Origin of the sequence: Mycobacterium sp. 155, from assembly GCF_000373905.1 — a bacterium.
GTDB lineage: Bacteria > Actinomycetota > Actinomycetes > Mycobacteriales > Mycobacteriaceae > Mycobacterium.
In genome coordinates, this window is record NZ_KB892705.1 from 572568 (window position 1) to 595885 (window position 23318).

The 23318-nt window shown below is 66.0% G+C and carries 20 protein-coding genes, 2 tRNA genes and 1 riboswitch; of the genes, 12 read left to right on the top strand and 10 right to left on the bottom strand.

Annotated features, from left to right (window positions below; translation table 11 throughout):
- Positions 1–311: 311 nt before the first annotated feature.
- The 7 genes from B133_RS0102635 to orn form a co-directional block, all read right to left on the bottom strand.
- Positions 312–384 (bottom strand) — tRNA-Lys (locus tag B133_RS0102635).
- A gap of 102 nt (positions 385–486) precedes the next feature.
- Entirely contained in the window at positions 487–669 is a 183-nt protein-coding gene (locus tag B133_RS24210; protein WP_157625771.1) for a hypothetical protein, read from the bottom strand.
- Positions 670–683: 14 nt separating this feature from the next.
- Positions 684–1154, bottom strand: a complete 471-nt coding sequence (locus B133_RS0102645; protein ID WP_018599165.1) for an ATPase — start codon at positions 1152–1154, stop codon at positions 684–686.
- Positions 1151–1837, bottom strand: a complete 687-nt coding sequence (locus B133_RS0102650) for a DUF899 family protein (RefSeq protein ID WP_018599166.1) — start codon at positions 1835–1837, stop codon at positions 1151–1153. The genes B133_RS0102645 and B133_RS0102650 overlap by 4 nt, the downstream gene beginning before the upstream one ends.
- Before the next feature lie 101 nt (positions 1838–1938).
- The gene (locus tag B133_RS0102655; RefSeq protein WP_036418362.1) at positions 1939–2547 is read right to left on the bottom strand and encodes a class I SAM-dependent methyltransferase; all 609 of its coding nucleotides are present in this window, start codon (positions 2545–2547) and stop codon (positions 1939–1941) included.
- A gap of 88 nt (positions 2548–2635) precedes the next feature.
- Positions 2636–2708: transfer RNA gene (locus B133_RS0102660), tRNA-His, on the bottom strand.
- A 41-nt stretch (positions 2709–2749) separates the two neighbouring features.
- Entirely contained in the window at positions 2750–3397 is a 648-nt protein-coding gene (gene orn, locus B133_RS0102665; protein ID WP_026255893.1) for an oligoribonuclease, read from the bottom strand.
- Between the two features lie 116 nt (positions 3398–3513).
- On the opposite strand from orn, the gene B133_RS0102670 reads away from it, so the two are divergent.
- Positions 3514–5091, top strand: a complete 1578-nt coding sequence (locus B133_RS0102670) for a helicase HerA-like domain-containing protein (protein WP_018599169.1) — start codon at positions 3514–3516, stop codon at positions 5089–5091.
- Positions 5092–5117: 26 nt separating this feature from the next.
- On the opposite strand, the gene cmrA is transcribed toward B133_RS0102670, so the two are convergent.
- Entirely contained in the window at positions 5118–5924 is an 807-nt protein-coding gene (cmrA, locus tag B133_RS0102675) for a mycolate reductase (protein WP_026255894.1), read from the bottom strand.
- Between the two features lie 38 nt (positions 5925–5962).
- Between cmrA and B133_RS0102680 the strand changes: the two genes are divergently transcribed.
- Positions 5963–7258: an MFS transporter gene (locus B133_RS0102680; RefSeq protein ID WP_018599171.1), complete on the top strand. Its 1296-nt coding sequence runs from the start codon at positions 5963–5965 to the stop codon at positions 7256–7258.
- Between the two features lie 14 nt (positions 7259–7272).
- Here B133_RS0102680 and B133_RS0102685 read toward each other — a convergent pair whose 3' ends face one another.
- Entirely contained in the window at positions 7273–8070 is a 798-nt protein-coding gene (locus B133_RS0102685) for an MmpS family transport accessory protein (RefSeq protein ID WP_026255896.1), read from the bottom strand.
- A 150-nt stretch (positions 8071–8220) separates the two neighbouring features.
- Here B133_RS0102685 and B133_RS0102690 point away from each other — a divergent pair, with 150 nt between their 5' ends.
- Positions 8221–10077 (top strand): S9 family peptidase, encoded by a 1857-nt coding sequence (locus tag B133_RS0102690; RefSeq protein ID WP_018599173.1) that lies wholly within the window; start codon positions 8221–8223, stop codon positions 10075–10077.
- Here B133_RS0102690 and B133_RS0102695 read toward each other — a convergent pair.
- Positions 10074–10670 (bottom strand): TetR/AcrR family transcriptional regulator, encoded by a 597-nt coding sequence (locus B133_RS0102695; protein ID WP_018599174.1) that lies wholly within the window; start codon positions 10668–10670, stop codon positions 10074–10076. The genes B133_RS0102690 and B133_RS0102695 overlap by 4 nt on opposite strands.
- 62 nt (positions 10671–10732) lie before the next feature.
- On the opposite strand from B133_RS0102695, the gene B133_RS0102700 reads away from it, so the two are divergent.
- From B133_RS0102700 to metE, 9 genes are all read left to right on the top strand, one after another.
- The gene (locus B133_RS0102700) at positions 10733–12325 is read left to right on the top strand and encodes a carboxyl transferase domain-containing protein (protein ID WP_198291029.1); all 1593 of its coding nucleotides are present in this window, start codon (positions 10733–10735) and stop codon (positions 12323–12325) included.
- 7 nt (positions 12326–12332) lie between these two features.
- Entirely contained in the window at positions 12333–14348 is a 2016-nt protein-coding gene (locus B133_RS0102705) for an acetyl-CoA carboxylase biotin carboxylase subunit (RefSeq protein WP_018599176.1), read from the top strand.
- Positions 14349–14378: 30 nt separating this feature from the next.
- Complete coding sequence (locus B133_RS0102710; RefSeq protein ID WP_018599177.1) at positions 14379–15539, top strand: acyl-CoA dehydrogenase family protein; 1161 nt, start codon at positions 14379–14381, stop codon at positions 15537–15539.
- Positions 15536–16024 carry a MaoC family dehydratase gene (locus tag B133_RS0102715; RefSeq protein ID WP_018599178.1) on the top strand — a complete coding sequence of 163 codons (489 nt, stop codon included), beginning with the start codon at positions 15536–15538 and terminating at the stop codon, positions 16022–16024. Before B133_RS0102710 ends, B133_RS0102715 begins: the two co-directional genes overlap by 4 nt.
- A complete protein-coding gene (locus B133_RS0102720) occupies positions 16024–16833 on the top strand; it encodes a CoA ester lyase (protein ID WP_018599179.1) in 810 nt (269 codons plus the stop codon). The genes B133_RS0102715 and B133_RS0102720 overlap by 1 nt, the downstream gene beginning before the upstream one ends.
- A gap of 359 nt (positions 16834–17192) precedes the next feature.
- Positions 17193–18284, top strand: a complete 1092-nt coding sequence (pdhA, locus tag B133_RS0102725; protein ID WP_018599180.1) for a pyruvate dehydrogenase (acetyl-transferring) E1 component subunit alpha — start codon at positions 17193–17195, stop codon at positions 18282–18284.
- The gene (locus B133_RS0102730) at positions 18284–19342 is read left to right on the top strand and encodes a transketolase C-terminal domain-containing protein (RefSeq protein ID WP_018599181.1); all 1059 of its coding nucleotides are present in this window, start codon (positions 18284–18286) and stop codon (positions 19340–19342) included. Before pdhA ends, B133_RS0102730 begins: the two co-directional genes overlap by 1 nt.
- Positions 19339–20526, top strand: coding sequence for a dihydrolipoamide acetyltransferase family protein (locus B133_RS0102735; RefSeq protein ID WP_018599182.1), 1188 nt, complete (start codon positions 19339–19341; stop codon positions 20524–20526). The genes B133_RS0102730 and B133_RS0102735 overlap by 4 nt, the downstream gene beginning before the upstream one ends.
- A gap of 93 nt (positions 20527–20619) precedes the next feature.
- Positions 20620–20829: riboswitch (cobalamin riboswitch) on the top strand.
- Between the two features lie 126 nt (positions 20830–20955).
- Entirely contained in the window at positions 20956–23229 is a 2274-nt protein-coding gene (metE, locus tag B133_RS0102740) for a 5-methyltetrahydropteroyltriglutamate--homocysteine S-methyltransferase (protein ID WP_026255898.1), read from the top strand.
- Positions 23230–23318: the final 89 nt, after the last annotated feature.

The window sequence follows — 23318 nt, forward strand, 5'->3', positions numbered from 1 at the left end:
ACTATTCCGCAAGCACAAATGTGCCCAATTCCAGATACGGAGAACGCAACGCCCCGAGAGCCTCTGTAGGCCCGGGGCGTTTTGCGTATGACGACGCGGGGGCGACGACCACAACGAGCCATGGAAGGCGTCATCTTCGAGGTCCACATGCGGACCTGTCCGCCCATGGTGGCTGCGGGTGCCCGTGGTTGATCGTCGGCATCGTGGTCGGCGCGCGCGGGACAATTCGTGGTCGATCGAGTTTCTTAACGAGAAAGGCCGGTGCCTGTCCGCTGTGTGTACAGTCGAGAACAGTCACCGGCCTTGACCTGTGCGCCGTCAGGGTTTCGAACCCCGGACCCGCTGATTAAGAGTCAGCTGCTCTACCAACTGAGCTAACGGCGCGCGCATGGAACGATAACAGGCCACGCGCTCAAGGTGAAATCCGGTCGGCTCTCTTCTCCGCTCGACGGCGTGGGCGCGCTCACGATGCGGGACTTCCTTAGGCTATCGCTGGAATTCGTCCGTTTGCTCTCGTTGTGCGAGGTAGAGCGAGACATGCGGCACGTACAGGCGTTTATCCGCCAGCGTCGAGAACGGTCCCGATGTGCGGCCGTTGCTGTGGGCGCGGGCTGTGATCTTCGGCATATCCGCGAACACCAGACGGGGCGACATCGTCGGGGTGACCAACGCCAGAATCTGGGCTACTTGACTGAACGGTCCAGTGCGACAAGCGATTCGGTGAGAAAATCCTTGCCGAACGGAGGCATCCGGCCGACCTGGTCGCGGAAGCTCTGCGGTGTGTCGGTCCAGTCGTAGGTCAACGTGACATCTGTCGCCTCGCCGTTGGGTGCAAGGTCGTAGCGCCAGTACCAGCCGCCGGGCGTGTGCTTGCCGGCGTCGTCGAGTCGACCGGGCATCCACGCGATGGTGCGGTCCTTGGCGAATTCACTGACCAGGTTGTGCATGACGTAGTGCCCGCCGACCTGCGGCAGGAACATGTTCATCGCGAAGATCTGACCTGTCCCGGTGATCGGTTGGGGGTCGATCGCGTCGCGCACCCAGTCCCCGGGCTCGGTGTCCTTGTGCCGGGCTGGATCGGCCAGGACGGCGAAGACCGCACTGGGTGTGGCGGCGATGGTGTGGGTGACGACGTAACGCTCAGGGTCGGTCACTGGGAGTCCTTTCCATAGAAGCGGGCGATATCCGGGCTGTCGAGCCACCCCGAATAGGTGGGCAGTTGCGGCCACCCCTCGGGGGAGTCCTGCCACTGTTCCTGCCGACCCCATGGCAGCAGGTCGATGAGCGCGAAGCTGTGGCTGAGCTGTTCGGTGCCGCGCCCGTTGGTGTGCCAGGTCCGGTAGACCGTATCTCCGTCGCGCAGAAAGACGTTGACGGCGAAGCCGTCGCCGGCGGCAGCGTCCATATCGGCGCCGAACGAACTCTGCGACGACGAGTACCACTGCATCCAATTACCCACCTTGTCGCGGTAGGCCAGGGCTTCCTCGATCGGCCCGTTCGTCACGATGACGAAGCGGGCGTCGTAGTTGTCCAGGAAGTCCAGCCGCGTGAACTGGGAGGTGAAACCGGTGCAGCCACCGCACTGCCATTCGGCACCGTCGGTCCACATGTGGTGGTAGGTGATGAGCTGGGAGCGCCCCGCGAACACGTCGGCCAGCCGGACGGGGCCCTCGGCGCCGATCAGCGTGTAGTCGGGCAGTTCCACCATGGGCAGGCGCCGTCGTTCGGCAGCGATCGCGTCGAGTTCGCGGGTGGCGGCCTTCTCTCGGCGGCGCAGATCACCCAGCGCGGCGCGCCAGGTCTGCTGGTCGACCACCGGGGGCTTCGCTGTCGTCATCGGATGCTCCTTCGCTCCATGTTTCATACGACGCCGGTCTCCGGTATTGACCCGCCATGTCCCCGGAACTCATCGCGCACGGCGTTGTCCGACGGCGAAAGCTACGACGGCGCGTGCCAGGTGATCAGGACGCGGCCAAAGAGCAGTCGGCGCAGCCTCGCACCGGGAAGCGCCTGACGTACCTTGATGCGCAACTGGCCGAACGTTTCTGGCGGCGGCCATTTGACCGGGGCCGAATGCTCCCACTTGCCCTTGGTGTGGTTGACGACCGCGCACGCCACCCATGCCGGGATGTGCCAACCGATTTCGCGCAGCGACGGCTTTACGAACGTCGTCACTGCAACTGTGCCGCCAGGGCGGACGAGGGATGCGAACCGGGTGAGGGTGGCACCGGTGTCGTCGAAATGATGCAGGGCGGCGTTGGAGACCACGGCGTCGAAACCGTGGGCAGGCAGGTCGGTCGACATGACATCGCCGTGAATCCAGTTGACCGGCGCCGTCGGGAAGCGGATCTGGGCTCGATCGAGTACCGGCTCGTCGACGTCCACCGCCATCACGTCGGGCACCCGCTGGGCGAGCCTTGCGGCCAGGAAGCCGTCGCCGCACCCGACGTCGAGAACGGTGTGGGCATCCTGCGGGACTATCGAATCGAGCAGCCCGTCGTAGTGAATGTTGATATTCCACAGTTGGTCGTCCACTATTTCGTGCATACCACGGTCGGGTCAGTGTGCATCGGCAGCGGAATTGAACCGAAACCAAAAACGCCGCCCACTCGCGTAGGCGGCGTTTCCGTATCGGGGTGGCTGACGGGACTCGAACCCGCGACAACCAGGATCACAACCTGGTGCTCTACCAACTGAACTACAGCCACCATCGCCGCTACACCTTTCGGCACATGCGGCGTCGTAGATACTAGCCGCTCGGACGCTCCCACGCCGAATCGTTATCCTCCGCGTCGGGAGAATCCGGTCCGAGCGTGCTGGCGATCTCCGCGATATCGCTGGTAGACGGCCCGGGCGGGGCCACGAAGGCGGTCGCGCGGTAGTACTTCAATTCGCGGATTGACTCGTGGATGTCGGCCAGTGCGCGGTGGGCGAGCCCTTTTTCGGGCTGCCCGAAGTAGATCCGCGGGTACCAGCGCCGGCAGAGCTCCTTGATCGAGCTGACGTCGATCATCCGGTAGTGCAGGTAATCGTCGAGTTTGGGCATGTCCCGGGCGATGAAACCGCGGTCGGTCGCGATGGAGTTGCCCGCCAGTGGCGCGGTTTTGGCCTGTTTGACGTGGCCGCGGATGTAATCGAGCACCATCTCCTCGGCGGTCGCCACGTCGACGGTCGAGGCGCGCACCTCTTCGGTGAGCCCCGAGCGGGTGTGCATCTGGGTCACCACATCGACCATCGAGTTCAGCGCCGCGTCGTCGGTATGTATCACCACGTCGAGGCCGTCACCAAGGATGTTCAAGTCTGCGTCGGTGACCAGCACTGCGATCTCGATGAGCCGGTCTTTCTTGAGGTCGAGGCCGGTCATCTCGCAGTCGATCCATACCAGTTCGTCTCGCACGAGGATCCACAGTATGCCCAAGCGCGACAAGCGGTCGCCCGCACCCACCGCGCGGGCAGATTGGCCAGTAGTGTCAGGTCCCGATTGGCTCGTTCGCGCGTACGGAGGACCCCGGCATGACCACCGAATCGACAGCAACTCCCGCGCAGCAGATCGCCGCCGCCTACGCAGTCGGCGGTCAGGCGTTGGAGCTGGGAACCGTCGTGGTCGACGGGACTGTGGACCCCAGCGCTCAGATCCGCATCCCGCTCGCCACGATCAACCGGCACGGATTGATTGCCGGTGCCACCGGCACCGGCAAGACCAAGACACTGCAGGTGATCGCCGAGCAGCTGTCGGCGGCCGGAGTGCCGGTGGTGATGGCCGACGTCAAGGGCGATCTGTCGGGATTGTCGAAGCCGGGGGAGGTCAACGACAAGATCACCCAGCGCGCCAACGACACTGGTGACGACTGGACCCCGACCGCGTTCCCGACGGAGTTCTTGTCGCTGGGCACCTCGGGTATCGGCGTGCCGGTGCGTGCGACGATGACCAGCTTCGGGCCTATTCTTTTGTCAAAGGTCTTGGGGCTCAACGCGACCCAGGAGTCAACGCTCGGCCTGATCTTCCACTGGGCCGATCAGAAGGGGCTCTCGCTGCTGGATCTGAAGGACCTGCGTGCGGTCATCCAGTACCTCACCAGCGACGAGGGCAAGCCCGAACTCAAGGCGCTCGGTGCGGTGTCACCCGCCACGGCCGGGGTGATCCTGCGCGCTTTGGTGAACCTGGAGGCCGAAGGCGGCGACACGTTCTTCGGTGAACCCGAGCTGGAACCCAAGGATCTGATGCGGCTGGACGCGCAGGGCCGTGGCGTCATCACGCTGCTGGAACTGGGGTCGCAGGCCGCGCGGCCGGCGTTGTTCTCCACCTTCTTGATGTGGGTGTTGGCCGATCTGTTCACGACGCTGCCCGAGATCGGTGACGTCGACAAGCCCAAGCTGGTGTTCTTCTTCGACGAGGCGCACCTGCTGTTCGCCGACGCCTCGAAGGCATTCTTGGAGCAGGTCGAGCAGACCGTCAAGCTGATCCGGTCCAAGGGCGTCGGGGTGTTCTTCTGCACGCAGCTGCCCACCGATGTGCCCAACGATGTGTTGTCGCAGCTGGGCGCTCGCGTCCAGCACGCTCTGCGGGCCTTCACCCCTGACGATCAGAAGGCACTCTCCAAGACGGTGCGCACGTATCCGAAGACCGACGTCTACGACCTGGAGAAGGCGTTGACCTCGCTGGGCATCGGTGAGGCAATCGTGACAGTGCTCTCCGAGCAGGGGGCGCCGACGCCGGTGGCGTGGACGAGGATGCGGGCGCCGCGTTCGCTGATGGGGGCGATCGGCGACGACGCCATCAAGGCCGCCGCCCAGACCAGCCCGCTGCAGGCCACCTACGGGCAGACCATCGACCGCGAGTCGGCGTACGAGATCCTCAACGCCAAGCTGAACGCCGCCCCGACACCCGAGGCAGGCGACTCGGGTGGGTTCGCCGGTGTCGAGGCGTCCGGCGAGGTGGAACCGATGCCCGCGCCGGCTCAGCGGGCCGAGCCCAGCATCGTCCAGCAGGTGCTGGCGAGCTCGGCGTTCAAGAGTGCGTTGCGTTCGGCGGCCACCGTTGCCGGCCGCGAGATCACCCGCAGCATCTTCGGCGTCGGCCGCCGCCGCTGAGTTACGCCGGTGAAAACAGCCGGCGGTTAGTTGCCGCCCAGCTTCTTGTACACGGCGCCGACGATGGGCGTGACGATGGCGCGCGGAGCGTAGCCGGTGGCCACCGACATGGCCTTGGAGGTGACGCCGGGCACCACCCGGATCTTGTTGTGCTCCAGGCCATCCAGCGACAACTTCGCGGTGTATTCGGTGGAGATCCACAGGAAATCCGGGATCAGCCGCTCGACCAGCGACTGCTCGGACGGATCGGGCAGTTCGGTGCGCACCGGGCCGGGTGCCAGCACGGTGACGTGCACGCCGGAGCCCTTGACCTCGCCGCGCAGCGACTCGCTGAAGGTGTTCGCGAAGGCCTTGGAGGCCGCGTAGGTGGCGTTGTTGGGTATCGGTGAATTACCCGCCACCGAACCGGAAATCAGGATCCCGCCCGCCGCGCGCTTGACCATGCCCGGCAACACTGCGAGAACAAGGTCATGTACGCCGAGGACGTTCAGTTGTACCTGCGCCTTCTCGCCTGCGGGGTCGAGGTCCACCACCGAGCCGAACGTCGCCGTCCCGGCGTTGGCGCACAGGATCGAGATCTCGCGGGCCGCGAGCTCATCGCACAAGGTCTCCCTGGCGGCCGGGTCGGCGAGGTCGACCGCGCGTACCTCCACGGTCACGCCGTAGCGCTCAGTAAGCCGCTGCGCCAACGTGTTCAGCACGTCCTCGCGCCGTGCGGTGATGATCAGGTGGTGTCCGCGGGCGGCGAGTTCGGTGGCCAACGCCTCGCCGATGTTCTGCGAGGCGCCGGTGACCACGGCACGGGCGTCCGGACTGGGTGCGGGAACTGGCATGGCGCTCATCCTAGAAGCAGCCGCATAAAGTGTCGGTCATGATCAACCCCGGGCGGGCGCGGGTGGTCGCGTGGGCCCTGTGGGACTGCGGCGCGACGGGCCTGAACGCAATCGTCGTCACCTTCGTGTTCTCCGTGTACCTGACCGGCAGCGTCGGATCGGACCTTCCCGGCGACACCACGCCCGCGAGCTGGCTGGGCCGGGCCATGACGGTTGCCGGTCTCGTCGTCGCGCTTCTGGCACCTGCCACTGGAATCTGGGTCGACGCGCCGCATCGTCGGCGTCGGGTCCTGGCTGTGATGACCGGTGCGGCCGTGGTGCTGACAGCGACGATGAGCCTGATCCGCGACGACCACCGCTACCTGTTGCCGGGACTGGTGTTGTTGGCTTGCACAGCTGCCTGCAACGAGCTCGCCACCGTGCCCTACAACGCCATGCTGCGGCAATTGTCCACACCGGAGACGTCCGGGCGGATTTCGGGACTCGGCCTTGCGATGGGTTATGGCGGCAGTGTGGTGCTGTTGCTGCTGGCCTACGTCGGGTTCATCGCCGGTGACGGTGACAGCCGCGGGCTGCTGGGAATCCCGGCCCAGGACGGACAGAACGTCCGGGCCGTGATGTTGCTTACCGCTGCCTGGTTCTTCCTGTTCGCGCTGCCGGTATTCGTGGCGGTCCCGCGCGTGCCAGCCGTCGGTTCGCTCGACCGGGTGGGCCTACTCGGCGCCTACCGAAAGCTGTGGGACGAGATCCGCAGCGAATGGCGCCGCGATCACAACGTCGTCTACTACCTGCTGGCAAGCGCGGTGTTCCGCGACGGGTTGGCCGGAGTGTTCGCATTCGGCGCGGTGCTTGGCGTCAACGCCTACGGCGTGTCCCAGTCAGATGTGCTGTTATTCGGCATCAGCGCGTGCGTGATCGCGGCGTTCGGATCTGTCGTCGGTGGGCTGCTCGATGACCGGGTGGGTTCCAAGCCGGTCATCGTCGGCTCGCTGGTCTGCCTGATCGTGGTGGGACTGACCATGCTGTCCCTGTCGGGACCGGTGGCCTTCTGGGTGTGTGGCTTGCTGCTGTGTCTGTTCATCGGCCCGACGCTGTCCTCGGCGCGCACCATGATGCTGCGGATCTCTGCGCAGGGCAAGGAAGGTGTGGCGTTCGGCCTCTACACGACGACGGGGCGCGCCGTGTCCTTTATCGCGCCGTGGCTGTTCTTCACCTTCATCGATGCGTTCGGCGCCGACCGGGCCGGCCTGGGCGGGCTGTGCCTAGTGCTTGCGCTGGGCCTGATTGCGATGCTGACGGTGCGTACCCCGCAGCGGGTGCACGATCCGGTGTAGAGCGTGCACTCCCGCTACGATGTCGTGCCCGCGCACACCGTGAGGCCGGTTCCGGTGCGGCGCTGGGTCTGCACGCCGTTGACGGTCACCGAGCAGCTGACCTCGGGGCCGAAGTTGATGACGGTGACGCTGGCAGTCCCCGTGGCCGGCTGGGGAAGTTCGACCTGCTTTCGCCACGGCAGCATCACGTTGAACTCCGTCTGCAGCATGTTGCCGGTGTCGATGTAGGTGATGTTGATCGCCCGGCCTGCACCGGTGACCTCGTAGGTCACGGTGTCGGTGGCGCCTGGCGTCGACGGCCCGGTGGGTGAGGTCGGCGTCGTGGCGGGAGGCGCCACGGTCGGCTGTGGGGTACGCGAGGTCGTCGGTGGGGTCCTGGTTGTGGTGGCGCTGGGCAACGGGGTCACCGGCTGCGGCGCGACCACGGTTTCCTGCTGCGAGCTGTTGATGATGACCAGGGCGATCATCAGACCGACGACCAGCAGCACCGCAACCGCGGCAAGGATCCACAGCCACAGCCGCGGCCGCTCTTCATCTGGTTCCTGTTCCGGGGGCGGCCCCGCCGGCGGGTAGCCCGTGCCGTACTGCCCGGTTGCGTTGGGGTTGTACCCGTAGGAGCTGGAGTTGTACCCATAGGAAGGATAGGGAGGCAGCTGCTGGGTCTGATTCGACGTCGCACTCGGCCCGGCCGGATAGCCGGGTGGCTGGTACGGAGGCGGGTCGGCGTAGGCCGGCTCGGGATAGTCCACCGGGTATCCGCTGCCCAGTGGTTGGGTCGGATCGGAACCTTCGCGGCGTGGTGAATCGGTCATGTCCACCTCATGGCAGCAGGGTACCTGTGCGGACCCCCGGTGTGCTTCGGCGGCGGGCCGCCGGATAGATGTGGCGGCGGGCCGCCGGATAGATGTGGCGGCGGGCCGCCGGATAGATGTGGTCGGCAGTGGCGGAGAGGAGTAGCGCGAGTGGAGCGGCACGTTCGGGTGAATTACGGCGCGTCACTGTCGCCGGATGCGACAGCGTTCGCCCACCTGGTTGACGACGGCGGCTACCCGCGCGCCGTCCAGCGATTCCTGCGTGGCTGGCGGGCGAGCTCGTCGCGGGACGTGGAACTGCCGGTGGTCGGCCCAGTGACGCGGGTGATTCACTCGGCCGACGGGTATTGGTTGGCCTGTGAGGTCGCTCCCGAGGGCGGTACCCGCACTCAGATATGGGTCGTGACAACCGATCCTGACGACCGAGCCGCCCGCCGGGTCGACAGCTGGCCTCCTGATACCCCCGAGGGCACCGCCGAACTGATCGGGTGGGACGGCACCCAGGTCGCGGCCATCCTGACCGGCGACGACGGCGTCGGCAGCTCGTGTCTGATCGACCCCGCAACCGGGGACACCATCGTGTTGGACCGCCGGTCGGGGGGTCGTCTGGTGGATTCGTGGGCTGGTGCCTCGTTGGTGCGGGTCGGTCCGCGGGGTTACCGTGAGCTGATCATGCTGTGGGGCCTGCGGGAAATCGCTTTGCTGCCGTTCGATCCCGGATCCACCACCGATGCCGGCGTGATTCTCGACGACCATCAACCCCGGCGGCTGCGCAGTGGTCTCGAGGGTGAGACCGCATTGATCGAACCGGCCAAGAACTACCCTTTGGGCAGCTCGGAAGGCTATGTGCGGGCGCTCATCCGCAGTGAGAACGGTGCCAGTCATGCGCGACTGCTGGAGGTCACGGTGACCGCTGACGGCGTGTCGTATCACGTTGTCGCCGAACGACCGGGATACGAGCTCGACGAGTTCGCGGTCAGCGATGACCTGTCCACGGTGGCCATGCTGTGGAACGTCGACGGATGCAGTGAACTGCAGATTCTGGAGTACGCCGATGAGACCCTGTCCGGGCCGATCCCGCTGCCCGGCATGGTGGCCAGCGAATTGAGCATCAGTGCGGGCGGTTCCATGGTGGCGGTGACGGTCCAGGGACCGGCGTTGCCACCGACTGTGGAACTGGTGGACCCACGTACCCGGGAATGGGAACGTATCGACCGCGAACCCAGCCGCGGACCCCGTACCGGCACACCCACTTTGGCGCGCATCACGGCCCGCGACGGATTGGAACTCAACTCCTGGCTGTACCGTCCTGACGGCGAACCTATCGGGGCGATGATCTTCCTGCACGGCGGTCCGGAAGGGCAGGCGCGGCCTGATTACAACGAGTTCTATCCGCGGTTGCTGGAGGCCGGTATCGCAGTGCTGACGCCGAACGTGCGCGGATCCGGAGGATTCGGCAGGGCATTCATGCACGCGGACGACAAGGAACTGCGGTTCGCGGCCATCGATGACGTCGCCGACTGCGTGCACTACCTGGTCGAGCACGAACATATCCGGGCCGATCGCATCGCCTGCAGCGGCTGGTCCTACGGCGGATATCTGACCCAGGCGGCGCTGACGTTTCACCCCGAACTGTTCGCCGCGGGCATCAGCATCTGCGGGATGAGCGATCTGAATACCTTCTACCGCAACACCGAACCCTGGATTGCTGCCGCGGCGCATCCCAAGTACGGGCATCCGGTTGCCGATCGCGAACTGTTGGAGCGGCTTTCGCCGTTGTCGCGGGCGCACGCGCTGACGGCACCGCTGCTGCTGGTGCACGGTGCCAACGACACCAACGTGCCCGTCGGCGAATCCGGGCAGATGTTCGACGCATTGCGCAGACTGGGACGCACGGTGGAATTGCTGATGTTCGACGACGACGGCCACGAGATCGTCAAGCGGGAGAACCGGGCTGTCCTTGGCCAGGCGATGACCCGCTGGCTGCTGGCGGCGTTCCGCGACTAACGGGTGGCGTGCAGCGCCGCGAGCGTCATCCTGCGCAGCACGTCACGTGAACGTGCCTTGGGCGCAGCGGGTTTCACACTGTGCGGGGTGGAGTTGAGCAGCCCGAACGCGGCGTGAGCCATCACCCGCGCGTCATCTTCGGCCAGCTCTGGATCGAGTTGTGTCAGCACTGAAACCCAGATCTCGACGTACTGCCGTTGCGAGCGGCGGACCTGGCGCGCCGCGGTGTCGGGCAGATGTGTGAGGTCGCGGTCCTGGATGCGGATCAGGTCCGGTTCGCCGAAGACGAAGTCGAGGTGGAAGTCCACGAGGCTGTCCAGGGCTGCGCGCGGGTCGTCGTTCTCGGCGATGACGTCGCGCGCACCGGCGAGCAATCGGGTGCTGATCCCGACCAGCAGCTCGACGAGCAGTGCTTCCTTGTTGGGGAAGTGTCGATAGATCGCGGGCCCGCTGACACCGACCGCGGCGCCGATGTCTTCCAGGCGCACTGCCAGGTATCCGCGCTCGGCCACCAGGCGTTCTGCGGCGGCGATCAGCTGGCTGCGCCGGTCGGACTTGGCCTGGCTGCGACGTGTCACAGCGCTGGTCGACATGGCGCCTCCTGAAAGGTGGACAACTCGGTTAAGCGTGACTAACATATCATGAGTTAGTCGTCATTAACTCAAATGGAGCTGCCTTGTCATCCCATGCAGACGACCATCTGGCGCTGGTTGCGCAGCTGCGCACCAAACTCGCCACCGCGGCCCTCGGTGGACCGGAGCGGACCCGGGAGCGACATGTCAGCCGGGGCAAGCTGCTCCCACGTGATCGGGTAGACGGCCTGCTCGACGTCGGTAGTCCGTTCCTGGAGATCGCGCCGTTGGCCGCCGACGGCATGTACGACGACGAGTGCCCGGGCGCCGGGATGATCGCGGGCATCGGCCGGGTTTCGGGCCGGGAATGCGTGATCGTCGCCAACGATGCCACGGTCAAAGGCGGTACGTACTACCCGATCACGGTCAAGAAGCACCTGCGCGCACAGGAGATTGCGCTGCAGAACCTGCTGCCGTGCATCTATCTCGTGGACTCCGGCGGCGCGTTCCTGCCGCGCCAGGACGAGGTGTTCCCGGACCGTGAGCACTTCGGCCGGATCTTCTACAACCAGGCCACGATGAGCGCCAAGGGCATCGCCCAAATCGCGGCCGTGCTCGGATCGTGCACGGCCGGCGGCGCGTACGTGCCGGCCATGAGCGACGAGGCGGTGATTGTCCGCAACCAGGGCACCATCTTCCTCGGCGGCCCGCCGCTGGTAAAGGCCGCGACCGGCGAAGTCGTGACCGCCGAAGACCTCGGTGGCGGCGATCTGCATTCCAAGATCTCCGGCGTCACCGACCATCTGGCCCGCGACGACCGCGACGCCCTGCGTATCGTGCGCAACATTGTCGCCACGCTGGGACCTGCCCAGGCGCCGCCCTGGGCGGTGGAACCCACCGTCGACGCCGTCGCCGACCAGACCGAGCTCTACGACGTCGTACCGGTTGACCCCCGGGTGCCCTACGACGTTCACGAGGTGATCACCCGGATCGTCGACGGGCCTTTCCCCGGCGCTTCGCTCGCCCAAGGTGGCCGGTTCGCCGAGTTCAAAGCCGAGTACGGCACCACGCTGGTCACCGGCTTCGCCCGCATCCACGGCCACCCGGTCGGCATCATCGCCAACAACGGTGTGCTCTTCGGCGAATCCGCGCTCAAGGGCGCGCATTTCATCGAACTGTGCGACAAGCGCAAGACACCGCTGCTGTTCCTGCAGAACATTTCCGGCTTCATGGTCGGCCGTGACTACGAGGCCGGTGGCATCGCCAAGCACGGCGCCAAGATGGTGACGGCGGTGGCGTGCGCGCGGGTGCCGAAGCTGACGGTCGTGATCGGCGGTTCCTACGGCGCAGGCAACTACTCCATGTGCGGCCGCGCGTACTCGCCGCGGTTCCTGTGGATGTGGCCTAACGCCAGGATCTCGGTGATGGGTGGCGAGCAGGCCGCCTCCGTGCTGGCCACCGTGCGCGGCGAGATGACCGATGAGCAGGCAGAAGAGTTCAAGGCGCCGATCCGCGCCCAGTACGAGCACCAGGGCAATCCCTACTATTCGACGGCGCGGCTCTGGGACGACGGCGTGATCGACCCGGCCGACACCAGAACCGTCCTCGGACTGGCCCTTTCGGTTGTCGGTCAGGCTCCGCTGGAGCCGGTCTCCTACGGCGTTTTCCGGATGTGAGGCGGAGATGACGAGTTTCGACACAGTCCTCGTCGCCAACCGCGGTGAAATCGCGGTGCGGATCATCCGCACCTTGCGCGAGATGGGGATCCGCTCGGTCGCCGTGTTCAGCGACGCTGATGCTGGTGCTCGGCATGTCATGGAGGCCGATGTCGCAGTGTGCATCGGCCCAGCGGCAGCACGGCAGAGCTACCTCAATATCGAGGCCGTCGTCGGCGCCGCCCGGCGCACCGGAGCCCAAGCCGTGCACCCGGGTTACGGATTCCTTTCCGAGAACGCCGAATTCGCCGCGGTACTGCAGGACGCCGGCATCGTGTTCATCGGGCCGTCCGCCACGGCGATCGCCACCATGGGTGACAAGATCGCGGCCAAGGCCGCGGTGTCGGCGTTCGGAGTTCCTGTTGTGCCGGGTGTTGTCCCGCACGCGAGGAGGACTAATGACGAAAGCCCGGGACTCACTGACGACGACCTGATTGGCGGTGCCCCCGAGGTCGGTTTCCCGCTACTGGTGAAGCCGTCCGCCGGTGGCGGCGGCAAGGGCATGCGGGTCGTCCACGAGGCTGCTGAGTTGCCGGCTGCGCTGGCGTCCGCGCGCCGTGAGGCTGCTGCGGCGTTCGGCGACGACACGCTGTTCCTCGAGCGGTTTGTGTTGCGGCCCCGACACATCGAGGTGCAGGTTCTCGCAGACGGCGACGGCAACGTGATCCACCTCGGCGAGCGTGAATGCAGCCTGCAGCGCCGCCACCAGAAGGTCATCGAGGAGGCTCCGTCGCCTCTGCTGGATGCCGCCACCCGGGCCCGGATCGGTGCTGCTGCATGCGATACCGCGCGCAGCGTCGACTACACCGGCGCGGGCACGGTGGAGTTCATCGTCTCCGCCGACCGGCCTGACGAGTTTTTCTTCATGGAGATGAACACCCGGTTGCAGGTCGAACACCCCGTCACCGAGATGGTCACCGGTATCGACCTGGTGGAACAGCAGATCCGAATCGCCGCCGGTGAGAAACTGTCCTTGAGCCAGGACGACATCGTGATGACTGGGCACGCCGTCGAGGCGCGGGTCTACGCCGAGGATCCTGCTAACAGCTTCCTGCCGACCGGCGGATTGGTGCTCGGACTCAGCGAACCCGTCGGGGCGGGCATCCGCGTCGACTCGGGTCTGGCGGTCGGCACCATGGTCGGCAGTGACTACGATCCGATGCTCGCCAAAGTCATTGCCCATGGCGATGATCGGACCGCAGCACTGCACGCACTCGACCGGGCACTGGCCGACACCGCGGTCCTGGGCGTCACCACCAACACCGAGTTCTTGCGGTTCCTGCTGGCCGACCCCGATGTCGCCGCCGGCCGGCTCGACACCGGACTGCTCGACCGTCGCGCACCCGATTTCATTCCGGCCGCCCTAGGCGACGAGCAGATGATCGCGGCCGCGGCATACCAGTGGTTGCGGCACTGGGCGGACGCCGGTGACAGCCTGTGGCAGCTGCCGTCCGGTTGGCGCGTCGGCGAGCGAGCGCCCGCCACATTCCGTCTGCAGGCCATCGGCCGTATCGATCACGTCTACCTCACCGGAACCCCGGACCGCGCAACGGTCACTGTCGAAAACGGCGGAACCCACACGGTGAGCGCTACTTTCGACGACGGGCTGCTGGCCGTCACGTTGGACGGATTGCGCACCGAGTACCTCGTCGCCGCCACCGATGGCTGTCTCTGGCTGACCGGTGGTGGACGCGTCTGGACCGTCGAAGAGGTGCGTGAGGCGCCGGTACGTCCCGATGACCAGCACAGCGGTGACGCCGAGCTGATCAGTCCGATGCCGGGTTCGGTTGTGGCCGTGGGTGTGAAGGACAGTGAAGCGGTCGCTGCGGGAGCCATGGTGGTCACCGTCGAGGCCATGAAGATGGAACATGCGCTGACCGCGCCGGTCGACGGCACCGTGGCACTACTCGTCGCGGTCGGCGACCAGGTCAAGGTGGGCCAGCCGCTGGCCCGAATCACCGCAACACGGGAGAGCACATCATGACTGACAAGCGAGAAGCGGAGCGGATCGCGCATGAGCAATAGTTTGTCCACCGGAACCCTGCCGGAGCACTACGAGCAGCTGGCCACGACGGTCCGTGACTTCGCCCGGAGCGTGGTCGCACCGGTCAGCGCCAAGCACGACGAAGAGCACTCGTTCCCGTACGAGATCGTCGCCGGCATGGCCGATATGGGCCTATTCGGCCTGCCGTTCCCCGAGGAGTACGGCGGTATGGGCGGGGACTACTTCGCGTTGTGTCTGGCGCTTGAGGAACTCGGCAAGGTTGATCAGAGCGTGGCCATCACGCTGGAGGCGGGGGTATCGCTGGGAGCGATGCCGGTGTACCGCTTCGGCAGTGACGCACAGAAGCGGGAATGGTTGCCGCTGTTGGCCAGCGGCAAGGCGCTGGGCGCGTTCGGCTTGACCGAAGCCGGCGGTGGCAGCGACGCCGGGGCCACTAAGACCACTGCGAAACTGGATGGGGCATCTTGGATTATCAACGGCTCCAAGCAGTTCATCACCAACTCCGGCACCGACATCACCAAACTGGTGACTGTCACCGCGGTGACGGGGGAGACGCCCCGAGGTAAGGAGATCTCGTCAATCCTCGTGCCGGTGCCGACCGAGGGTTTCACCGCTGAACCGGCATACAACAAGGTCGGCTGGAACGCCTCGGACACCCACCCGCTGAGCTTTGACGACGTCCGGGTGCCCGCCGAGAACCTGCTCGGTGAGCGGGGCCGCGGCTACGCCAACTTCCTGCGCATCCTCGACGAGGGACGCATCGCCATCGCCGCGCTGTCGGTCGGCGTCGCGCAGGGCTGCGTGGACGAATGTGTCAAATACGCCAAGGAACGCCAGGCCTTCGGGGCAGCCATCGGCACCTACCAGGCTATCGCCTTCAAGATCGCACGGATGGAGGCCCGTGCGCATACCGCCCGCGCGGCCTACTACGACGCGGCCGCGTTGATGCTGGCCGGCAAGCCGTTCAAGAAGGCCGCGGCCGTGGCCAAGCTGGTCGCCAGTGAGGCCGCGATGGACAATGCCCGCGACGCTACGCAGGTGTTCGGAGGCTACGGCTTCATGAACGAGTATCCGGTCGCCCGGCACTACCGTGACAGCAAGATCCTCGAAATCGGCGAAGGGACAACCGAAGTGCAGCTCATGCTGATCGCGCGGGAGGCCGGTCTGTGAGCGAAAAGAAGGTAATAGAGCAGCGCGGGCTCTGGTTCGAGGAGTTCGAGATCGGCGTGCGCTACCTGCACCGGCCTGGCCGCACCATCACCGAGACCGACAACGTCCTGTTCACCACACTGACGATGAACACCCAGGCGCTGCACCTGGATGCGGCCTTCTCCGACGCCCTTCCGCCGTTCCACGCGCGCCTGGTCAACTCGATGTTCACGCTGTCGACCCTGGTCGGTCTCTCGGTCGCGCAGCTGACCCAGGGCACCATCGTCGGCAATCTCGGATTCTCCGAAATCGCTTTTCCCAAACCGCTTTTCCACGGTGACACGCTCTATGCCGAAACCGAGATCACCGAGAAGCGTGAGTCCAGGAGCCGGCCGGGGGAGGGCATCGTCACCTTCGCGCACACGGGGCACAATCAGCACGGTGACGTCGTCGCGACGGCGTCGCGCAAGACCATGGTCCGGATGCGTCCCGCCGAGGGGGCCTAGTGGCACTCTCGAACACCGGACCGGGTTGGCTGTTCTGCCCGGCGGATCGACCTGAGCGGTTCGAAAAGGCCGCCGCGGCAGCCGATGTGGTGATCCTGGATCTCGAGGACGGAGTGGCGGCCAAGGACCGCGAAGCCGCCCGCCGGGCGCTGATCGATACGAGGCTGGACCCGGCCCGCACCGTGGTACGGGTCAACCCGGTCACCACCGCCGATCACGCACGCGATCTCGAAGTCGTGGCAGCGACGGACTACACCACGGTGATGCTGGCCAAATCCGAGCATGCCGACCAGGTGCGAGCCCTGGCACTGCTGGATGTAGTGGTCCTCATCGAGACCCCGCTGGGCGCTCTCAATGTGGTCGAACTGGCGCAACCCGACAACGCGTTCGCGGTGATGTGGGGAGCGGAGGATCTGTTCGCGGTCACCGGCGGCACCGCCAACCGCCGGCCCGACGGCAGCTACCGCGACGTGGCCCAGCACGTGCGCTCGCAAACGCTGTTGGCAGCCAAGGCGTTCGGCAAGGTAGCACTCGATTCGGTGTACCTGGACATCAAGGATCTGGATGGGCTCCGGGCTGAGGTCGACGACGCGGTGGCCGTTGGATTCGACGCAAAGGTGGCCATTCATCCGTCCCAGGTGGCGGTGATCCGGGCCGGTTACACCCCGACAGACGAACAGGTCACCTGGGCGCGAGCAGTGCTCGACAGGGTGGCTACCGAACGCGGGGTCTTCCAGCACGACGGTTTGATGGTCGACGCTCCGGTTCTGCGGCGCGCAGAGCGCATCGTCGCCCTGGTTCCGCGGTGATGTCCTGAGTCAAACCCTGTGGCGAGCGTGCAGCTTTGTTGTGGCTTTTGTCCTTCGTCACGTCGGTAAGCTGCACGCTCGTCACAGCGCCCACAGCCGACATCTGGGCCTGACTGTTACCCGCATACTCAAGCAACACGCTGCCAATCTGTTATCAGCGTTGACAGCGGCTGTGTTCAAATCGGGCGCATAATGGCGGTGATGCCCCAGCGCTGCGACGTCCGAGCGGATCGTTCAGCTAGCGCCATACCCAGGCGGCTAGCCGGCGGCCCCTCACCAGGGGTTTTGTTCGTACCGCCGCTGCGCTGAGCACCTCACGGACCGACGGCGGAACATGCCGTCACCGAACAGGAGGCGGTATGGCTGAGCCATATGCGACGCCGCAGAGCGTCGATCTGGATCCGGTGCGGCTGGTTGAGGCCGACGGGTCACCAACCTCTGAGACGCGCTACAGCCGTGATCTGCCGCCTGAAACGCTGGGTTGGCTCTATGAGTCGATGGTCGTCACCCGCGACTTGGACACTGAGTTCATCAACCTGCAACGCCAGGGCGAGCTTGCGTTGTATGCGTCGTGCCGCGGCCAGGAGGCTGCGCAGATCGGCGCGGCGGCCTGCCTGCGCAAAACCGATTGGCTGTTCCCGCAGTACCGGGAGATCGGTGTCTTCCTGCTGCGCGGTATCACCCCGGGGCAAGTCGGCGCGGTGTGGCGCGGCGCCTGGCACGGTGGCCTCGAATTCACCAACCATTGCGTCGCCCCGATCGCGATTGCGATCGGTACCCACGGCCTGCACGCGGTGGGTGCGGCGATGGCTGCTCAGCGGCTCGGCGAGGACTCGGTGACGGTCGCCTTCATGGGTGATGGCGCGACCAGCGAGGGTGACGCGCACGAGGCGTTCAACCTCGCGTCGGTGTTCAAGGCGCCATGCGTGTTCTTCGTTCAGAACAACCAGTGGGCCATCTCGGTGCCGGTCGGTCACCAGATGGCCGGACCGTCCATCGCACACCGGGCCATCGGGTACGGCATGCCCGGCATCCGTGTCGACGGCAACGACGTGTTGGCCTGTTACGCGGTGATGGCCGAGGCCGCCGAACGTGCCCGCCACGGCGGCGGGCCCACGCTGATCGAGGCCATCACCTACCGGATGGGCCCGCACACCACATCCGACGACCCCACCCGTTATCGATCCGGCGACGAGGTCCAAGATTGGGCGGCCCGTGATCCGATCTCCCGCTACCGCACGTATCTCGAATCCGTTGGGGTGTACACCGAGCGCTTGCAGGAGCGGGTCGCCGCACGATCACATCGTTTGTGCGCTGAACTGCGCGAGGCGATCGTGGGCGGACCGGATCACGATCCCGCCGAGTTGTTCGACACCGTCTATGCCGAGATCACGCCGGAGCTGGCGCGCCAACGCGATGAGCTGCTGGCTGAGTTGGCGAAGGAGGCGTGATGACACAAATCATCGATCGGCCCGCTGCACAGGGTGATTCGCCAGAGCCGTGGGCACCTATCCTGAGGCCCGTTCCGGCAGCGACTGAACTCACCATGGTGCAGGCGATCAACCGCGCGTTGCACGATGCGATGGCGGCCGACGACCGCGTGTTGGTGTTCGGCGAGGATGTCGCCACGCTGGGCGGGGTGTTCCGAGTCACCGAGGGCCTGAGTGAGACCTTCGGCGCACAACGGTGTTTCGACACACCGCTGGCCGAGTCGGCCATCATCGGCCTGGCGATCGGAATGGCGATCCGCGGGTTCACCCCGGTACCGGAGATCCAGTTCGACGGGTTCAGCTACCCGGCCTTCGATCAGATCGTCAGCCACTTGGCCAAATACCGGACGCGTACTCACGGCGATGTCAGTCTGGGCGTGACGGTACGCATTCCGTCGTTCGGCGGGATCGGTGCTGTCGAGCATCATTCCGAATCCACCGAGAGCTACTGGCTGCACACCGCTGGGCTCAAGGTGGTGGTGCCGTCGACCCCAGCGGACGCGTACTGGCTGCTGCGGCATTCGATTTCCTGTCCTGACCCGGTGATCTACCTGGAGCCGAAGCGTCGGTACTGGGCGCGCGAGGCCGTCGACACCGCCACCCCTGGGCTGCCACTCGGGCGGGCGGCGGTGCGGCGCGCCGGAACAGACGTCACGGTGATCACCTACGGAGGGCTGGTCGCTACGGCACTGAACGCCGCGGATCTGGCCGCCGAACGCGGCTGGAGCCTGGAGATCGTCGATCTGCGCACGCTCAACCCACTGGATTTCGACACGGTTGCCGCCTCGGTCCGCCGCACCGGGCGTGCGGTGGTGATGCACGAGGGTCCGCGCACGCTCGGGTTCGGATCCGAGCTGGCTGCGCGCATCGCCGAGGAGCTGTTCTACGACCTCGAAGCACCGGTGTTGCGCGCCACCGGTTTTGATACGCCGTATCCGCCGGCGCGGTTGGAGAAGCTGTGGTTGCCGGGCGTGGATCGGCTACTCGATTGCGTCGAGCGTGCGATGGGGCAGCCGTGAACCGAGAATTTTTGGTTCCCGATCTCGGTGAGGGGCTCCAGGACGCCACCATCACCAGTTGGAATGTGTCCATCGGCGACACCGTCGAGTTGAACCAGACACTGTGCACCGTCGAAACCAACAAGGCGGAGGTCGAGATCCCCAGCCCTTATGCGGGACAGATCCTCGAACTCGGTGGTGCAGCAGGGGATACGCTGGCCGTCGGGGCTCTGCTGGCGCGGATCGAGACCAGTGAATCCGCACCGGTGGCGGCGACGACGAACGGCACCAGCACGATACGCAAACCGGTCCTGGTCGGTTATGGTGCCGATGACACCATGGATTCCAGCCGGCGTCGTGCGTCTGCACCGGAATCCGAACGGCCGCGGACCAAACCACCGGTGCGCAAGCTCGCTGCAGAACTGCACGTCGACCTCACTGCGCTGGCACCCGGATCCGGTCCCGAGGGGATCATCACCCGTGACGACGTCCTGGCTGCCGCCGGTGGCGCGGAACTCCTCGACGTGCGGGGCGTGCAGGCCGAAATGGCTCGCCGGATGACATTGGCCCACAGTGAGATACCCGATGCGCATGCGCGCGTCGAGGTGGATTGCACGGCGCTGCTTGCGCTGCGGGATAGGCTCGCGGCCGCGGACGATGCACCGCCCGTCACCCCGTTCGTGTTGACATTGCGGATGCTTGTCATCGCGCTGCGTCGTCATCCGATCCTGAACTCGACGTGGGTGGTAGCCGACGAGCATCCCCGCATCCATCAGCATGCCGCCGTGCACCTCGGGTTCGGGGTGGCCGCACCGCGCGGCCTGCTGGTGCCGGTCGTCAGCGATGCCCACGACCTCACGACGCGCCAACTTGCCCAGAAGGTTTCGCGGCTTATCGACAGTGCGCGGGCCGGATCGCTGCAGCCGCAGCAACTCACGGGCTCGACATTCACGGTGTCGAACTACGGTGCGCTGGGGCTCGACGACGGGGTGCCGGTGATCAACTACCCGGAGGCGGCGATTCTCGGTATGGGAGCGCTCAAGCCGCGGGCCGTGGTGGTCGACGGGATCGTGACGGCCCGTCCGACCATGGCATTGACCTGTGCGTTCGACCACCGGATCGCCGACGGGGCACAGGTTGCCGCCTTTCTGGTCGAGCTGCGGAACCTCATCGAGGCACCCGAGCTGGCGCTGCTGGACCTGTAGATCTCGTTATCTGTGCTTCGCGGCGACCTCACGACCCGGCAACGGGTAGTCTGAGTTACGCAGCTGGTTTGTCGGCACTGGTCCAGGCCCGTGTCGACATCGAACGCGGCACGCTCACACAGGTGCGACGTGAGAGGGAACCCGGTGGGAATCCGGGACTGTCCCGCAGCGGTATGCAGGAACGACCGCCGTCATCAGCACTGGCATGCAGGCAACTGCGGCTGGGAAGCGACGGCCACTAGGTGCACGGACTCCCGTGCGGGCCTGCGAGTCCGAAGACCTGCCAGCTGTACCGGGCGCGCCGCGCCCGGTGGTTCATCGCCTCGTGGAATGGGCAGTGGCCGAACGCGGTTCACTCGTGGCGGGTGATCGTGCTCGGCTTGACGCCTCCTGGCGGTGACCCTCCCGTCGTACGTTGAGGACGTCGTCATGAGCACAACCGCTGTACCTTTCACCGCCACTATCCTCGGGTCGCCCCGCATCGGCCCGAATCGTGAACTCAAACGCGCAGTCGAAAAGTACTGGGCCGGCCGCATCGACCGCACCGAACTGGAATCCGTCGCCGCCACCCTGCGCCGCGACACCTGGGCATCGCTCGGCGCGGCGGGGCTGGACTCGGTCCCGGTCAACACCTTCTCCTACTACGACCAGGTGCTCGACACCGCGGTACTGGTGGGTGCGCTACCGCCTCGGGTGGCCGGTGTGGCTGACGAGCTAGACCGCTACTTCGCGGCGGCGCGTGGTAACGACGAGATCGCGCCACTTGAGATGACGAAGTGGTTCGACACCAACTATCACTACATCGTGCCCGAGATCGGGCCTGACACCTCGTTCGCCCTCAACCCGGCCAAGGTGTTGGGCGAGCTGGAAGAGGCTGCAGCCCAGGGTATCCCGGCGCGACCGGTGATCGTCGGACCGATCACCTTCTTGGCGCTGTCGAAGGCGGTCCAGGGCGCGGGTGCTCCGATCGCCCGGCTCGACGAGCTCGTCGACGTGTACGCCGAGCTGCTTGAGTTGCTTGCCGACAAGGGTGTCACGTGGGTGCAGCTCGACGAGCCCGTGCTGGTGACCGACATTCTCGACAACGCTGCCGAGCTGGCCGGACGTACCTATGCCCGGCTCGGTGCGCTGACCAAGCGGCCGTCGGTGTTCGTCGCCACCTACTTCGGTGAGCTCACCGACGCCCTGCCCGCGCTGGCCAGCACCCCGATCGAGGCCATCGGCATCGATCTGGTCGCAGGTTCGGGGACGGCGTTGGCGGCCGTACCCGAGCTCGCCGACAAGCTCGTGGTCGCGGGCGTGGTGGACGGCCGCAACATCTGGCGCACAGATCTGGAAGGTGCACTGGGCAAACTGGCCACATTGTCGGGGTCTGCGGGGGCCGTCGCTGTCTCTACTTCATGCTCGACGCTGCACGTGCCGTACACCATCGATGCCGAGGAAGGCCTCGACGCGGCGCTGCGCAGTTGGCTGGCATTCGGCTTCGAGAAGGTCACCGAGGTGGTGACCCTGGCCCGCGGGCTCAACGACGGCCGTGTGGCAATCTCGGCTGAGATCGCGGCATCCAACGAGGCCATTGCATCGCGGAAGTCCGATCCACGGCTCAACAATGAGCAGGTCCGTGCGCGTATCTCGGCCATCCTTGCGTCGGGTGCCAAGCGCGGGCCCGCCGACCAGCGTCGGGCGGCGCAGCAGGATCGGCTCAAGCTGCCCACCCTGCCCACCACCACGATCGGGTCCTACCCGCAGACCTCTGCCATTCGGGTTGCCCGCGCCGACCTGCGGGCCGGCAAGATCGATGCGGCGGAATACGGGCGGCGGATGAAGGCCGAGATCGCCGACGTCATCAAGCTGCAGGAGCAACTGGGTCTGGACGTGCTGGTGCACGGTGAACCGGAGCGCAACGACATGGTGCAGTACTTCGCCGAGCAACTCGACGGATTCTTCGCGACCCAGGATGGTTGGGTGCAGTCCTATGGCAGCCGGTGCGTACGCCCGCCGATCCTGTACGGCGACGTGGCTCGGCCCAAGCCGATGACGGTCGAGTGGATCACGTACGCACAGTCCCTGACCGACAAGCCGGTCAAGGGCATGCTCACCGGTCCCGTGACGATTCTGGCGTGGTCCTTCGTCCGCGACGATCAGCCACTGGCCGAGACTGCGAACCAGGTCGCGCTCGCGATCCGAGACGAGACGATCGACCTACAGTCTGCGGGCATCGCGATCATCCAGGTCGACGAGCCGGCGCTGCGTGAGCTGCTGCCATTGCGATCCAAGGACAAGGAGGCGTATCTGAGGTGGGCGGTCGACGCGTTCCGGCTGTCGACCTCCGGAGTTGCCGACTCGACCCAGATCCACACTCACCTGTGCTATTCGGAGTTCGGCGAGGTGATCGGAGCGATCGCCGACCTGGACGCCGACGTGACGTCGATCGAGGCCGCGCGTTCGCACATGGAGGTGCTCGCCGATCTCAACGATGTCGGCTTCGCCAACAGCGTCGGGCCCGGCGTCTACGACATCCACTCACCGCGGGTGCCGGGAGTCGACGAGATCACCGCTTCGCTGCGTGAGGCGCTGAAATCTGTTCCAGCCGAAAGGCTTTGGGTTAATCCAGATTGCGGACTGAAGACTCGGACCACACCTGAGGTGACTGCTTCGTTGCAGCATCTGGTCGCCGCCGCTGCCGCGGTGCGCTCTAACTGACCCGTGGGCTGTTGCCTCGTGCCGCCGGTGAGAGGGGTCATCGGCGGCACGACGGGCGGGCGTTGAGCCTGGCGAAACTAAACACGGTC